Consider the following 17,051-nt stretch of genomic DNA (forward strand, 5'->3'; position numbering starts at 1 on the left):
CGCCGAAGGCGTTTATGCTTGTTAAGGTTTAATAAAAATTAAGTCTTAATTTTTAGGCGACTTTATACGCAATCAAGCTACTCTTTTGGGGTAGTTTTTTTTGTGCCCATTTTTGGGCACTGGAGAGATTCATATGACATCTGGGGGTAAGAAGAGATGAAGAAAATGATTGCGATCGCTACATCGGCGGCCATGTTGGCCAGTTTTTCGAGTGAGGCAGGTTATGCTTTAGCAAGTGAGGCAAGCAAGGTAAAGGTAACAAAAACAGTCGCGCAAAGTAAGGTCAACTTATTAAGCAACGCTTCGGTTATTCCGTTTGAGCTGTACGGCAAGGATGTTCTAAATGCCTATAATGAGGTTTTTAGAATGAATCCAGCAAATATTAAAACCATCACAAATAACGGTGGCAACTACTCAGGCTCACCTATAGCTAAGGCTATGGATGGGGATATGAGCACGCATTGGGAGACTGGCAAACCGAATAGTTCAACGTTTACGAATGAGGTTGTGTTTGTTTTCAATGAGTCCGCTGAATTAAATAGAATGGTATATGCCGCTAGGCAATCCGGTGCTAAGGGTAAAGGCTTTGCTCAAGAATTTGATATCTATGGCTCCACTACAGATGCGGGCGATTTCACACTCGTGTCTTCTGGGGAATATACAGGCTCAACCGGTGATGTAGTGGAGATTCAGTTCGCACCTACGGCCTTTAAGAGACTTAAATTTGTCTACAAAAAAGCAAACCAGGATTGGGCGAGTGCAGCTGAGTTTTCTTTTTATAAAGAGGATAGTGTCTCTGCTAAAATGAAAAATTTATTTACAGATGATACCTTGAGCCAAGTTAGTGCTGCCTTTAATACGACAGAGAAATTAACAGCTTTAGAGAATGAAGTGCAGGCACATCCACTGTATACGCAGTTTAAAGAAGAGATAGAGAATGCAAAGATCCTTTTGGAGAACCATCAGGTAGACGCAACGGCAGCCAAGGTTTCGAAGCTAAAAGGGTATGGTACAGCCTATGAAAATGCCTATAGCCAAGCTTATAGAATGCCAAATGCAAACGTATCAAAAGTAACGGTGAACGGTGGAAGCTACCCAGGTACGAAGCCTGAATATATGCTGGATGACCAGCCCACTACGCATTGGGAAACGAACAAAAACAATGATGCAAGCTTCACGAATGAAGTCGTGTTTGAACTAGCGCAAGCGGAAGTGCTGGACAGAGTGGCTTTTTTGGCTAGAGATAACCGCAAAGGATTCCCAGAGGCTTTTGAAATCTATGCATCAGAGACGAGTAAAGGAGAGACCTTCCAACTTGTATCTAGCGGAACCGCGATTAGTACCAATGATTTTCTGGAATTTAAATTCGAACCGACGAAGTTTAAAAGATTAAAATTTAAGTTCACAAAAGCTAATATTAACAGACCTTTTGCGGCTGAATTTAGATTTTATACAGAAGATAAAGTAAGCGAAGCTGTAAATGGTATTTTCACAGATGGAACGATGAGTGCGGTTGTGTCTGCTTATAATAACGTTGCAAAAATCAATGAATTGGAGGAAGCGGCAAAAGTACATCCGCTCTATCCAATCCTGAAAGATTCTTTGGATTTAGCTAAGAGGCTAGTGAATGGTGAAGTTCAAACCGAAGGCACCATCATTGAGGCGGAACAACGTGGAGATATGAAAAAGCATGCGCAGGAAAACCTGAGAATTGGTTTTGGTACGAACAACCAGCCTACAGGTCTCGTTGCAATGCCTGGAGATACGATCAACGTTTATGTGGATGCAGCTTCTAACGATAAGCTACCTTCTTTAGTCTTTTCTCAACAAGAGGCCGCTTGGAATGTTTGGGCTAGAGGTGTGCAATTGCGTCCAGGTAAGAACATTATAACCGTTCCTGAATTTGCTATGAATAGTTATTATGCACATGAAGTGACTAAGGGCGGCACCGTTTATATCGTAAATCCCTATACAGCAGAGGAACAAGGGAAAGCGCCATTGATCCGCTTCGAAGGTTTAGAAAAGATTCCTTTTATGACCAAGACCACGGATCCAGAACAATTCAAAACCTTCTTAATCACATACAAACAAAGACTAGACGAAGATAAAGCGGCTCATCCAAATGTTCAAGATCGTAAACTCATAGATGTGGTAGAACTGGCCAGCGATCATGTTATTTTCACAGGAACGGCGACGGAGGCGTACAACAAATATATTACGCAAGGAAATAACCCGCTGGACACCGTAACTGGGTATGACACCTGGATGAAGAGTATTTTTGCCTTCTATGGCCTGGATGGCAGTAGCGAGATTCATGATGCCAAGCTAATTCGTGAGAATATTCGCTTGATGCAGCCTTATGGTGCGATGTATGCAGCGGGAGATCATACAGGGATCCAACTTGGAACAGTAGGAACCATGTTAGGTGATTTTAACAAAGCTTATCCGGGCTGGGGACTGAATCACGAAATCGGGCATCGCTTGGCTATGGGTGAACGGGAATATGGCGAAGTAACTAATAATATGGTGTCTATGTTTATGTCTGTCGCGGCGAATTCGATAGATAATCGTATACCGTATGAATCAGATATCTATAAATATGTCCTCGAAGAAAACAAAGTGGTTATGAATCAGCAGGGCTTATTTGCACAACTCGGAGCCTATTGGCAGCTGGAGCTGGCACATCCGGGATACTGGACAGAGCTGACCAAGCTATATCGGGAGCGGAAGGTCATCCTTACCAACGGTGACAATTCTAAGCAGCAGTATTTGGTGGAGTTCTCCTCCGAAGTACTGGGATTAGATTTAAGCAGCTATTTTGCCAGACATGGCTTCACTGTGAATCCTGAGACAAAAGCGAAAGTAGCCAAGTATCCGGCACCGCAAAAGTTATGGTATTTAAATAACTCGGTGATTAATTATGAGGGAACTGGAATAGCGGATAAAAATCTGGCCATTAAGGTTAATATCACACCTAACACCACGGCTAGAACGAACACGTTAAGTTTCAGTATAGATAAAGAGCTTAAGCAAGACTTTTTAGGATATGAAGTGTATAGAAATGATGTGTTAGTTGGTTTTACAGGAACTGAGCAATTTGTGGATCAGAATGTAGATGCGAGTATCAACTATACGTACAAGATCGTCGGTTATGACAAAAAGCTGAACCCACTGAAGCCCGTACAGGTTAAAGCCTTTAAGCCAGCCTTGTCTGTTGAAGATCAGCTCACTTTAAAGCTTAATCAAACCTTTGATCCGATGAGCTATGTAAAAGCGGCTAACTATCTAGGAAACGATATTACTGCAGATGTCTCTCTGAAAGCCAATAACGTTGATGTAACGCAAAAAGGCAACTACGAAATTGTATATGAAGTGAAAAGCGAAGGGGTTACGGAAACGAAAACCACACAGGTTACGGTAACGAGCGACTACGCCTATATTTCCGATCTCAATGCCAAGTCAGTCGTTGTAGGCTGGGGTGAATTAAAGAAAGATAAAGCCGTTTCCGGGGGAATCATAACCCTTGTTCGCCAAGGGTTGGCTGCGACGTACGCGAAAGGGATTGGTGTTCATGCCAACTCTGAGGTAGTTTACGATATTGAAGGTAAGGGTTACGACTTCTTTGAAAGCTACATTGGGATTGATCAAGCCATGAAAGGGAAACCTTCCTCGGCTACTTTTGCAGTGTATGTGGATGGAGAACAGAAATTTGAGAGTGATGTTTTCCGGGCAGGAACAGAACATCAATTTGTGAAAATCCCTGTGACTGGCGCAAGAGAGGTGAAGCTGGTTACAACAGATGCTAAGGATGGCAATGCTTCAGACCATACGGTATGGGCCGATGCGAAGTTCTCGAATAATTCAAGCAAACCTATCATTACAGTGCCGGAAGAGACAACCTTCGTTAAGCTGAACAGCGAATTTGATGTGTTGAGCGATGTTACGGCTTTTGATACGGAAGATGGTAACTTAATTGGAGCCGTTGATGTAAACCCAAATGGGTTCACATCAAGCAAAACAGGGACTTACAACGTCGAGTTTTCAGTCACAGACTCAGATGGGAACTCCGCTGTGCAGGCCAGAAAGATTGTTGTATACAGCGCTAGTAAATACCTGAGTGATATAGATTGGCAATCAGCAAAAACGGATTATAATGTGGTTCGAAAAGATAAGGCTAGCTCTAACAATCCGATTAAGCTGCTGGTAAATGGTGAGGTCAAAGAGTTCGCTAAGGGCTTAGGAACCCATGCCAGCTCTGAAATCGTGTATAATCTGGCGGGTGCAAACTATGAATATTTTGAAACGTATGTAGGGGTTGATAGAAATATCCCTGAGCAGAGCAACTCCAGTGTAATTTTCAAAATCTTTGCCGATGGGGCAGAGGTTTATAACAGCGGACTGATGAAATTTGTTACAGAAGCCAAGCTTGCGCGGATACCTGTTAAGGGTGTAAGTGAATTGAAGCTGGTGTTAGATAATGCAGGTAACGGAAATGCTTCAGATCATGGTGATTTTGCTGATGCTAAGTTTATGATCTTGAACAACACACCAGAGTTTACCATACCTAAATCTGTCTCAACCAAAGTGGGCCAAGCAATTGATATCAATGAAAGCTATTCGGCAATGGATTCGGAAGACGGTGACTTGACGGCTCAAGTGAAGGTCACAGGCCTAGAGCAGGTTAATTTCAACCGGGCTGGAAAGTATCCAATCACTTACACAGTAACAGATAGTGATGGAAATACGACCACGAAGATTAGAACGATAGCCGTAGTAGACATGACGGACTTTACGTACCTGACGGATTACGACTGGAATTCTACTCAGAACAGCTATACTGCACCTTTGAAGGATAAATCTATTAGTGCCAATACGCTGAGATTAACAGATGAGAACAATCAGGTAGTGTCCTATGAAAGAGGAATTGGAGCGCACTCTAACTCGACGATTGTATACGATCTAAGCGACAAAAACGTGGACTATTTCACTTCCTATGTAGGTGTAGATAGACAAATGTACGGTTCTGTTGGTTCGGTGAGCTTTGAGGTGTTTGTCGATGGAGAGAAGAAATTCGATAGTGGGGTCATGGGTTCGAGAGATCCGCAGAAATTCATCGAATTGGATATTAATGAAGCAAAAGAACTGAAATTAGTCGTCACAGACGGGGGAAATGGCAACGGATCTGACCATGCTACATGGGGTGGAGCCAAACTACATTTCGCGAATGGAGATCACTTATTCACTAGAGATCTTGAACAGGCGATTGCAGCGGCTAAAGCAATTTCTCTAGAAGGCTTCACACCTGAGAGCATCGCGGCATTTACGTCCAGCCTCTCGATAGCAGAGACAGTGTTGGTTAACTCTTCTGTTACGCAAAGTGAAGTAGACGAAGCTGTAGCAGCGTTGCAACAAGCAACCGAAGGTTTGGTCCAAATAGATCTTACGCAAGTGATTACTGTGGCGGACCCGTATTTAAGTGCTTCGATCAAGACTACATTGGGCGTAACTGGAGAACTAACGCTAGGGGATATGTATAGCCTTACAACGTTAACCAGCGAAACCAGAAGAGTCAGATCCTTGGAAGGTTTGCAGTACGCAAAGAGCCTAGAGACACTTGATATTACTGGAAATGAAATTACAGATTTCTCCCCATTACAAGGGTTAACTAAACTAACGAGCTTATTGGCCGACCCACAAGTGGTAGAGGTAGGAGAATTTAAGGGACCTGTGGTTGAAGTAGCTAATCTGGTGAAAGGGCTCGATGGCAGCAAAGTGATCCCTAATTCCGCTGGGGTAAGAAACACTAGAACATCTAAAGAAATTGTGTTTGATATGAAGGAATGGGCTGCTAATCCGGATGTGTTCACTATTGACCTATCGAACGAGGAGAAAGGAACTTACATGCTGGGGTTAACTTACCAAGTCGCAGGTAATCTCGTGCAAATCATTTCTTTTATTGATAATAATTAAATTCCCAAGAAAGCAGGCGGATTGTGGTCTCTATAACCATGGTTCGCCAGTTTTTAAATGAGGGGTTTTTATGTAAAAATATCCATTTTGTCATATGACAAAAGAAATGACAACGCTCACTATAAGCGGTGTAGTCTTTTAACTATACTTAATCAGAAATGCGTCAAATTTAAATGAATACTCTAATTGAAGCTTTTTATACAAAGAAGTAAATAATGTATGCGGTTTAGAGAGAGGTGTTTCTGTGAAAATCATCATTGTAGATGATCATCCTTTAGTTAGAAGAGGGCTGGCATCTGTCATTGCAATGCAATCGGATATGCAATTTGCAGGTGAAGCTACGACTGGCCCGGAAGCACTTGATGTGATTGAAGAGACAAAGCCAGACATTGTCCTCATTGATCTTAAGCTTGCTGATGAATCAGGACTGGATGTCATTAAGATAGCACGTACCCGCGGCATGGTTAGTAAATTCATACTGTTGACTTCCTCTGCGAGCAGAGAGGATTTTTTGAGGGCTGAAGAAGTACTGGTAGACGGATATGTACTGAAAGAGGCACTGCCGGAGGAATTACTCTTTGCTATCCAGTTGGTGTACAAAGGGAGAAAATATTACGATCCTGGCCTAATGGAAGAAAAGATGCGAATGAGCGCCAGCAGTCCAACAGATGAATTGACACCAAAAGAGAAGGAAGTCCTGATTCAGCTTGGACAAGGTGCTTGCAATAGAGTGATTGCCACACGTCTTTTTATCAGTGAATTTACGGTGAAGAAGCATGTCAGTCAGATTTTAGCGAAGCTGCAGGTTACTGACCGGACACAGGCGGCACTGTGCGCCAACGCGATAGGATTAACGAAATATGAAATGTCTTACGAGTAGAACGGCAAGATCAGATGTTATAATGGCTTTAACTACTTTGCAAGATTGAGTATTCTGTCTAATTGTAATTAGGGAGTGCTGTTGATGTTTGAATTGCCAGGATACCAAACCTTAGATCTGATAGATAATACCGCGGATATCAGATTATACAGACTCCTACGTCAAGAGGACGGCCTAAGGGTTATCGCTAAGACAACAATAGGAGAATACCCGGGAGCTGCCATGGTCGATGCTTTTCGTCATGAGTATGACATGCTTAAGCGACTTTGCGGACGTGGTGCAATAGAGGCGTACAGTTTGGAAATTATGGCGGACCGACCAGTCCTTCTCTTAAAAGATATAGAGGGGAGTACTCTTGGGCAGATCCTGCGTATGCCTGTTAATTCACTGGGTCTTCCAGCGCTGCTTCGGATCGCTACAGCTATTGCTGATTGTCTTATGCAAATTCATCGTGAAAAAATAACACTAAATGAACTAACCCCCGCTCATCTAATCGTCAATCCCATTACTTTTGAAGTGAAATTTATTGATATAAGAATGTGCTCTACCGAAAACATCACGAGTCCTTTGTCACCGTTAAGCGGTCGGCCCGATGTTCTGCTTCCTTATATAGCTCCAGAACAAACGGGACGAACCGGAGTCAAACCGGATTACCGTTCTGACTTTTATTCGCTTGGGATCATCCTGTATGAATGTCTCTCAGGCAGCCGCCCCTTTGAGCTGCATGATGTTGTTGATATTGTATATCGTCATCTTGCAGATACACCTGAGCCTCTGCACCGCAAGTTCCCCACTATCCCTCTATCGGTCTCTGATATTGTTGGTAAATGCATGGAGAAGATGCCTGAAGCGAGATACGCCAGCGCATTAGGCATTAAATCGGATCTTGAGGAATGTCTATCCCGTCTAGAAGAATCCGGGCATATTGAGCCTTTTCCACTAGGAAGCTGGGATATCCCAGAGCGGTGGATGGTATCAGGACGCTTCTATGGAAGACATCTTGAGCAACAAAGCTTAAGGGAAGCGCTGCAAAGAGCATCACAAGGTGCCGTAGAGACGGTCTGGATTAGCGGGGAGAGTGGTATCGGCAAAACAACCTTTCTAAAGGAGACCCTTAGAAATACAGTCTCTTTGGATGGTTTCTTCGCCAGAGGCAAATTCGAATCCCGACATACCTCACTCCCTTATGGCATCTGGCATCAAGTCATAGAAGAGTTGGTTAGTCAGCTGCTGATGGAAACAAAGCTGCAAGTGGAGGTTTGGAAGCTGCGTATTCTACAAGCAGTGGACAACTACGGTCAGTTGCTGATCGATTTTGTTCCTAAGCTTGAACTCTTGATTGGCCCACAACCCTCCGTGCCTTCACTGCCACCGCTGGAAGCTCAGCATCGCTTTCAATTAATCATGAGCCGATTTATTCAACTCTTTCCTCATGAGGATCATCCATTGATCTTGGTATTGGATAATTTGCAATGGGCTGATGATACGTCGCTGCAATATCTCACTTCGCTTATAGAGGATACGGCAACGACTCATCTGCTAATCGTGCTTTCCTATCGCAATCGGGAGATTACAAGGCTGCACCCACTCAGTAGGCTGGAAAAGCATCTGATTGACCGCAACGTAGCGATGAGCAGAATTTCTTTACAAGCGCTTGAACTCACCGATTTAAAACAACTGCTACTTGATGTTATGCGTTACGAGGCAGCTGACTTGGACGAGCTGGCGCGTGTGCTGCTTCATAAGACAGATGGAAACCCGTTATTTATTAAGCAATTCCTTCAAGATTTGATAGATGATCAGCGAGTGGAATTTGATGAGAATATTCGAAGCTGGAAATGGGATCTCCAGCGTATTACTGAATTAAATGTTCCCGATAACGTAGCTTCATACCTTTCAAGTAAATTGAAACAATTTCCTGAACAGACGGTATATGCACTTAGCAGAGCCGCATTCATAGGCAGCCTATTTGATTTACGTACACTTGCTGATATTACGGAGACCCCGATAGAGGCATTGAGCGAAGCGTTGGCGGTTGCTGTACATGGGCGCTTGTTGCAGCCCGTTAACGGGGAGGAATATCCGCATTATAAGTTTCAGCATAACCGCATTCATCAGGCAGCATATGCCTTTATTTCCGAAGAGGAGCGTTCCGAGCTGCATTGGAAGATTGGTCTGTTATTGCTAGGCCGCAGCCCGCTAAGTGAAGGAACGACCCTATTTGAAGCTGTCCAGCATTTGAATCAGGCACTTACATGGTTAGACCGCCCTGAACAGAGGCTTCAACTGGTAGAGCTGAACTTACAGGCAGGGGTAAAAGCGAAGCAAACAACCGCACATGAGACAGCCTTGCAATATATGCTTCAGGCAACGTCATTATTAGCGGAGCAGAGCTGGGAGGCGCAATATGGGCTAACCTTCCGGGTATTTCGTGAGAGGGCGGAGCTCGAATATTTATGTTCCCATTTTGATACGGCTAATGAATTATTCCATCTGTTAATTGATAAAGCTACGACAAATATGGATAAGGCTTACGTCTACGCAATGAAGGTGCAGTTGGAAGCAAGTAATGATAACCACGAAGAGGTGATCTCCTTAGGCCAGCATACCTTATCGTTACTGAAAGTGAAGCATCAATTTGATCCTGGTTATGTTCAATTGACGCTTCAATGGTTACGATTGCGGCGTAGACTCAAGAAGGTCTCACTCGAATCGCTTACTCTTTTACCTCCAATGACTGATGAAGCACGTAGAATCGCAATGTCTACTTTAGATCATTCGAGCAATGCTTGTTTCTACGTCAATCGAGAAGGGTGGCTTGCTTCTTCCTTCACCATGATTGAATTAACGCTTGATTATGGGATGACTCCGGAGGCTTCCATTGGATTCATAGGTTATGCAATGTTTCAATACTATTACTTCCGTAATGATGAAGAGACATTTAAATGGGCCATGCTGGCGTTCAGCTTATCCGAACCCTATCCGAAACAGCATATGACAACCTTAGCCGCGTTCGCCATGTGCTACGATAGCTGGCGGCATTATGATCCTGCTATGCTCCATACATTTACCGAGAAGGCTGGTAAAGTGGGACTGGAATCAGGTGACTTATGGAAGGGCAACCAGAATGTGCTGATCAACTGTGCCTCCCTTTTGCAATTTGGTCATCCTCTCGGCGATATCTATGAGCGATTAATTACTCATTCCGGAGATTTGCTGCGCCATAACAACAGTCTTCATTGTAAGCAGGCTATTGTAGCGGCGGCCATTCTTGTTCGACTGACAGGTTATCGCTCTATAGATGATCCCTTTCCTATCGCGGAGATTAGCGAGCCTGATTTTGCACAGTCGGTTCATGGGGACACCTTTGATTTTATACAAGAAATGGTCTGGATCTATCAGTATTTGACGGGCTATGTATTTGGAGAATACCGAGAAGCCAGTGAGGCATTAGCCAAATCAGCGGCCATTATAAAATCACGCGAAGATGGCTTAGACAGTCCCATGCAGATCATGTATGAATGTTTAGTCTGGGCTCAGTTGTATGAGGAATATAACGCTGAAGAGCAACGTACATATCGGGCAAAAATGCGTAAATGCTTGAAGAAAATGAAAAATCTTGCCAGGCGTTGTCCGGGGAATTATCAGCATAAATATCTGTTGATGAAGGCTGAGTTAACTCGTCTATCGCGAGATCCCCGCCAAGCTGAAGCGTTGTATGAGCAATCCATTGAGACCGCCCGGGTCCACGGTCATATTCACGATTTAGCGATGGCGGCGGAATGTTATGGCAAATATGGGCTTCGTCATGGCAAAATGCATCTGGCAAGAATCTATATGACTGAGGCCTATGAGGCTTATCTGCAATGGGGCGCAAAGGCTAAAGCGGCTGACCTGGAGCAGCAGCATCGCCATTTGCTGCATATTAAACGAGAGCCCGGGCTCGATCGTGTGGATTCCCTTTCTGTGGTAATGTCTGCCCAAGCATTATCGGGCGAGATGGAGATGAGCCGATTATTGGCCACGCTGATGCGAATCATGCTCCACAATGCTGGGGCAGAATATGGGGCTGTTATTTTTGATCATGACGGCAAATGGATGGTGGAAGCTTATGGGACCTCAGAAGCCCAGCATATCGAATCTGTTCCACTTGGGGAAGAATCGGGGTTGGTCCCGGCAGCGATTATAGCTTACGCGGCAAGAACACAAGAACAGGTTGTATTACATGATGCGCTCAGTGAAGGGATATTTACACGTAATACTTACGTTAGGAATAATAGACTGAAATCCGTTCTATGTCTCCCCATCATGAATCAGAATAAATTGGTTTGCCTGCTCTATTTGGAGAATAATCTATCGCCGGGTGTATTTACTCCAAGCAGACTCGATGTGCTCAAGCTGCTTGGTTCACAATGCGCAATCTCAATCGCTAATGCCAAGCTATATTCGGGAATCCAATATCTCAAAAAAAATCTGGAGGATCAAGTGGTAGAAAGAACTCGCAGCCTGGAGCGTTCGATGCGGGAAACATCTGCGGCTTTGGCCGAAGCTACTGTTTTTGAGGAACGCAATCGTATTGCCCAAGAGATTCATGATATTGTCGGGCATACCCTTACATCGACGATTCTGCAGATTGAAGCTGGCAAGCGGCTGCTTCAGAAGAAGGAGATAGACAGCGGCTTTCAGCGTCTGGCAGAAGCCCAGGATCTTGTGCGGCATAGCTTGAATGAAATCCGCGGCTCTGTCCATATGCTGAAAGAGGACAGGTATTCTGACCTAACCGTGATGCTGAGGCAGTTGATTAAAGATACAGAACGCAATGCAGGCGTTGTTGTTCATGCAGTTATTTATGATCTGCCGGAAGCCATGTCAACAGCCTATAAAAAGGCAATCTATCATGCTTTGCAGGAGGGCTTAACTAATGGGATCAGACATGGAAAGAGTGCCGAGTTCCATTTCAGTCTGGAGTCTGTTGGAGCGAACTTGCAGTTTAGACTCAAGGATTGTGGGCTAGGGATGAGTCCAATCGTGATGGGATTTGGACTTAGGACGATGAAGGAACGGGTTGAGCAACTGGGAGGCAGCTTATCCATCGATTCAGAAATGGATGAAGGCTGTTTACTGGAGATTGATCTGCCCATGCGAAGGGTTGTGGATAGAACATGAGTAAAATAAAAATTGTAATTGCCGATGATCAATTGTTGACGCGGGAAGGACTTCGCACCATTTTGGATCTGGAAGATGATATGGAAGTGGTCGGTGCTGCCAAGAATGGAGAAGAGGCTTGCGAGATGGTGGAGGCACTCCAGCCTGATCTGGTGCTGCTTGATATTCAAATGCCAGTTATGGATGGCCTTAGCGCCTTGAAACGAATAAAGCAGATTCGGCCGAACATCTTCATTCTGATTCTGACTACTTTTATAGAGACTGATTATATTGTAGAGGGAATGGCCTACGGAGCAAGCGGTTATATGCTGAAGGACATGGACGCAGATAAAATGATCGCTTCGATTCATGATACGTTATCCGGGCAATTTATTCTGCCAGCTCCGGTAGCAGCCAAACTGGCGTCGAGGATGAACAGGTTAACAGAGGACTATGAACATTGGCAAAGATCGGGTCTGGATCGTATCAGTCTGACAGAACGGGAAGAAGAGCTGGCACAGCTCATTATCCGGGGACTGAATAACCGTGAAATCGCCGATACATTACATATTGCAGAAGGTACGGCGCGCAATTATATTAGCAATCTTTATAGCAAATTAGAAGTGGTTGATCGGGCCCAAGCGATTGTGCGACTGCAAGCTATTTTGTAATAGTTGTTGCTGTTAACGAATTACTGTCGGGGCCAAATATTCAAACAGCGGGAGATTCCTCAGTATTCCAAATGTAACGGTCAGAATCAACATTATAGTCATAATTGCCTGGCTAAGAGGCCGGATTTGCTTCTTATTAGTAATCCAATACAACATATACAGAGGTGCTAAAATAAACAGCAACGGGTTAAATCTAAACGCTTGAATAACGTCGAACTTCAGCAAGGAAAGAATAACTCTTGTGACTCCACATCCGGGACAATACAATCCAGTCCATTCATGAAATGGACAAGGGATACTAATCTTGGTTAAGGGTATCCATGCTTTGAGATAAACTACGCCGACGAGACTTAAGGACACACCCCAAAATAGTTTAGGATGTGTCCTTTTATAAGTCGTAAACTTATACCAGTTTATTAACATCGGATTGTACCAAGGCATACGTGACAATACCCAGACCAAAGAGTGTCAGGATCACATAAAGCACTGAATTATCTGACGGGTATTGGCCGCGCTGTCTTTGAGCTTCAGCAATATGTTTACCTACCTGATAGGCCCAAATGAAGCTCCAGATCCCACACGTAACCAACGTTAAAAGAAAATGTTTTCCTCCTGTAAATGTATAGTCCCCACTCAGTTCGCCTACCTCATTGGTTAGAACAATAAACCAATATATTGTATAGAGCCCACATGTAATTAATGACAAAATAATGGCGAATGCAACACTTCTGCGACTAATCATTACTCACTCTCCTATGTATTTACATAAAAATTCGACATTTCCATCTTATTGAATTAGGAAAAAATATACAAGACAATATTTGAGAATTACTGTCCGCTGTCGAAATCTAGACAAACTTACTGCTGATATCTAGTGGAAACCTTACCAAATATGAAATATACTTTTGAGGCTATGCACTGGAACCACAACTAGATTTACATTAACGAATGGAGGACACTTTGATGTCTACTTTGCCAAATTGCCCGAAATGTAATTCAGAATACACTTATGAAGATGGTAGTTTGCTCGTCTGCCCGGAATGTGCGCATGAGTGGAGCCTCGACACAGAGGCTGAAAGCAGTGAAGAGAACAAGGTTGTCAGAGATGCCAACGGAAATATTTTAAATGATGGAGATGCTATAACTATTATTAAAGACCTTAAAGTAAAAGGAAGCTCATCCGTTCTGAAGATAGGAACAAAGGTGAAAAACATCCGTTTAGTGGACGGAGATCATGATATTGATTGCAAAATCGATGGTTTTGGAGCTATGAAATTAAAGTCCGAGTTTGTTAAAAAGATCTAAAAAATAAGAATCAGCTTAACTTCAACAGAAGTAGGCTGATTCTTTATTTTAAACGTTATCTATTAATCTCAACAATCTGATTTCGTCCGGCATTTTTTGCTTGATATAAGGCTTTGTCCACAGATTCGAATAAATCATTTAGTTGATTGGTCAGGCTTTCTGTATATTGAGCTGCAAAATTACTAATGGACAGCAGTCCCATACTAACAGTAATTGATAGGGCATGAGCAACATCCTCTACATGTACTTTATTAGCTTCTATTATAGATTTGATATGCTTTGCCAAGTGGTTTGCTTGTGTTTGATCTGTATTTGGCAAATAAATGATAAATTCTTCTCCGCCATAACGCGCCAGAATATCTGTCTCCCTCAGCGTTTTTTTAATTACCTCTACCGTGCTGCAAATAACTACATCGCCAATCAAATGGCCGTAATTGTCATTCACTGTTTTGAAAAAGTCGATATCCAGAAGAATGATAGCAAAAGGCTGCTTGAGTTTCATATTTTCTATGATTTCATGCTCTAAGTGTAACGTTAAGTAATGACGATTATAACAACCGGTTAAGCTGTCCGTTATGGCCATCTGCTTAAGTTTTTGGTTGGTCTGAGATAGTTCATTCTGGATTTCAGTTAATGCAGCATTACGCTCTTGCAGGGTCTCGTTCTGGTGATTGGTCTCGGCTATGAGGCGATGCAGCTCGCTTCTGTCCTGAAAAGTAAGAATGCGTCCAACCCTGATTCCACCTACCACAATCGGCGCGGCAGTAATGTTAATGTATGCATTGAGTGAGGTGTAGAATAGTTCAACCTCGGTTCTCTCCATGGGCTGGTTCAAGTATGTATGAAGGAATAAATCGAAAGCTCCGGAAGTTTGCTCCATGGGTGCGATGGTCGACACGTCAAAGCGAGCACCGGTTTGTAGATTGATTCTTGGGAAAAGCGAGCGATTGATTTCTACTACAGTCTCACTATCATCCAGTACAAGAATTCCTTCTGTAATGGTGTCAATGATATCCTGATGGGCGATGGTTACGAGATCAAATATTTTATCCCGATGAATAGCAATTACGAAAAAAATTGCCGAGATTAAGATCCCCAGAGAGGTCAGCCCCGGAATAACTGGATCAGATTTAAGCAACACCACATTAAGAAAAACATCCAATAATATAAATACCGTTAGCACCAGCACCCCTTTGAGCACATGAGCAACCTGTTTTTTGATCCGCTGTGTAGTGTTTGAGACTAGGGCTGAATAGATGATATACAGAGAAATCATTACGCTGGTGGTTAAGAAGATAATAAGCAGCCAAAAAATCGGACCATAATATCTTTCGATATATCCGCCGTTCATAGGGAGAACAAAATTTCCGTTTGGATTAGCGATCACTACTACTATGATCAATGCTGCGAGAATGTATAGGATCAGCGTGTTCTTTTTTCGAAGGAGATGTGAATTTCCAGTGAGAAGTATCGTAAAAAGAAGCCAGCCAATCGTTAACAGAACCGAGTCGATAAATGCGAGCTTCACATAAAACAATTGAAACCTGGGATTGTCGGTTGTTTTGATAGCAAATTGACAGAAGGGCCATAACATCATAGTAAAATGAAATACTAAGTATGCTTTATGTAGGTTAGTGATGGTTACAGACGCAAATATGTAGATGAACAAAGCGAACAAAACAAAAAATAATAATAAATCAATCCATGTCATGATATTCATTTCAGTGACACCTTCTCCCACCCGGTTAACAGTTCTTTCACGTTACCTTGAATTTTAATGGTTTGCCATATGATCATTTGTTCTACGAGAACGGCTATTTGTTTAAGAGTGTTTCAACATATTCCTTCAAAATCCTCTATTTGTAAGCGTGGTTTTGCAAATTTTAAGGATGAGTTTCTCGACAAACTGGGGTTGGACAGAATGATTAGCTTTTTTAACCTTAACTTGTGTTATAATCAAACAAACAATTTAAAGAGGAAATTATAGTTAAGGGGGATTTGTAAGTGGAAATAGGAATAAGCACGTTCGTAGAAACAACACCGGATGTCCAGACAGGTGAAGTGATAAGTCATGCGCAGCGTTTGCGCGAGGTCGTAGAGGAGATTGTGCTTGCAGATCAGGTGGGTTTAGATATATTTGGCGTGGGCGAACATCATCGTAAAGATTATGCGGCTTCTTCTCCAGCAGTTTTGCTTGCTGCGGCGGCCTCACAGACGACACGGATTCGGCTGACCAGTGCGGTTACAGTACTTTCCTCTGATGACCCCGTACGTGTGTTTCAGGATTTCGCTACTCTTGATGGAATCTCAAATGGACGCGCAGAGATCATGGCAGGCCGGGGTTCTTTTATCGAGTCGTTCCCGCTGTTTGGGTATGATTTGAATCATTATGATGAGCTGTTCGATGAGAAGCTGGACTTGCTGCTCAAAATACGGGAATCCGAAAAAATAACATGGAGCGGTGCGCACCGTCCTGCCATTAATAATCTGGGGATTTATCCGCGTCCCGTGCAGAATCCTTTGCCAGTATGGATTGGCAGCGGGGGAAATACAGAATCTGTAATTCGTGCGGGGTTACTAGGATTACCGCTTGTGTTGGCTATCATTGGTGGCAGTCCGCTACAGTTTGCTCCGCTAGTGAAGCTCTATAAGAAGGCTGCAGCACAAGCGGGACATGATGTGTCGAAGCTGCCCGTTGCTTCACACTCACACGGCTTTATTGCAGAGGACAATCAGCAGGCTGCCGATATGTTCTTTCCTTCTACGCAAGCTAGTATGAATGTAATTGGCCGGGAACGCGGATGGGGTCAATACACTCGTGCAAGCTATGATGCGGCACGTAGATTTGAAGGCGCTTTGTATGTAGGTGACCCGGAGACCGTTGCTGAGAAAATCATTCACCTGCGCAAGCAAGTAGGCATCACACGTTTTATGCTGCATGTGCCGCTTGGCACGATGCCTCATAAGGATGTAATGAGAGCCATTGAGCTATTGGGTACCCAAGTAGCACCAATTGTTCGCGCTGAAATATCGAGATGGGAAGCAGAGGTTGAAGCTAAGTAGTAACTATGATCTTACTA

9 protein-coding genes are annotated in these 17,051 nt (G+C 43.4%); 6 read left to right on the top strand and 3 right to left on the bottom strand.

Annotation, left to right across the window (positions count from 1 at the left end; translation table 11 throughout):
- The first annotated feature begins 156 nt into the window (after positions 1-156).
- The 4 genes from NST45_RS27905 (at position 157) to NST45_RS27920 (ending at position 12,666) form a co-directional block, all read left to right on the top strand.
- A complete protein-coding gene (locus NST45_RS27905) occupies positions 157-5,970 on the top strand; it encodes an NPCBM/NEW2 domain-containing protein (protein WP_339824304.1) in 5,814 nt (1,937 codons plus the stop codon).
- 244 nt (positions 5,971-6,214) lie between these two features.
- A complete protein-coding gene (locus NST45_RS27910) occupies positions 6,215-6,850 on the top strand; it encodes a response regulator transcription factor (RefSeq protein WP_038573832.1) in 636 nt (211 codons plus the stop codon).
- Between the two features lie 84 nt (positions 6,851-6,934).
- The gene (locus NST45_RS27915; protein ID WP_339824306.1) at positions 6,935-12,016 is read left to right on the top strand and encodes an AAA family ATPase; all 5,082 of its coding nucleotides are present in this window, start codon (positions 6,935-6,937) and stop codon (positions 12,014-12,016) included.
- Complete coding sequence (locus NST45_RS27920; RefSeq protein ID WP_036682266.1) at positions 12,013-12,666, top strand: response regulator transcription factor; 654 nt, start codon at positions 12,013-12,015, stop codon at positions 12,664-12,666. Before NST45_RS27915 ends, NST45_RS27920 begins: the two co-directional genes overlap by 4 nt.
- A 12-nt stretch (positions 12,667-12,678) precedes the next feature.
- Here the strand turns inward: NST45_RS27920 and NST45_RS27925 are convergent, their stop codons facing one another.
- Together NST45_RS27925 and NST45_RS27930 are read right to left on the bottom strand one after the other, a co-directional pair.
- The gene (locus tag NST45_RS27925; RefSeq protein ID WP_306018812.1) at positions 12,679-13,107 is read right to left on the bottom strand and encodes a DUF2752 domain-containing protein; all 429 of its coding nucleotides are present in this window, start codon (positions 13,105-13,107) and stop codon (positions 12,679-12,681) included.
- A complete protein-coding gene (locus NST45_RS27930; protein ID WP_051491231.1) occupies positions 13,070-13,408 on the bottom strand; it encodes a DUF4234 domain-containing protein in 339 nt (112 codons plus the stop codon). Before NST45_RS27930 ends, NST45_RS27925 begins: the two co-directional genes overlap by 38 nt.
- Positions 13,409-13,629: 221 nt before the next feature.
- Between NST45_RS27930 and NST45_RS27935 the strand changes: the two genes are divergently transcribed.
- Positions 13,630-13,971, top strand: coding sequence for a zinc ribbon domain-containing protein YjdM (locus tag NST45_RS27935; RefSeq protein WP_036682263.1), 342 nt, complete (start codon positions 13,630-13,632; stop codon positions 13,969-13,971).
- Positions 13,972-14,026: 55 nt separating this feature from the next.
- Here NST45_RS27935 and NST45_RS27940 read toward each other — a convergent pair whose 3' ends face one another.
- Entirely contained in the window at positions 14,027-15,691 is a 1,665-nt protein-coding gene (locus NST45_RS27940; protein WP_076140617.1) for a diguanylate cyclase, read from the bottom strand.
- Positions 15,692-15,975: 284 nt separating this feature from the next.
- Between NST45_RS27940 and NST45_RS27945 the strand changes: the two genes are divergently transcribed.
- A complete protein-coding gene (locus tag NST45_RS27945) occupies positions 15,976-17,034 on the top strand; it encodes an LLM class flavin-dependent oxidoreductase (RefSeq protein WP_036682260.1) in 1,059 nt (352 codons plus the stop codon).
- Positions 17,035-17,051 lie beyond the last annotated feature (17 nt).

Source organism: Paenibacillus sp. FSL R7-0163, from assembly GCF_037969975.1.
Taxonomy (GTDB): Bacteria; Bacillota; Bacilli; order Paenibacillales; family Paenibacillaceae; genus Paenibacillus_AQ; species Paenibacillus_AQ odorifer.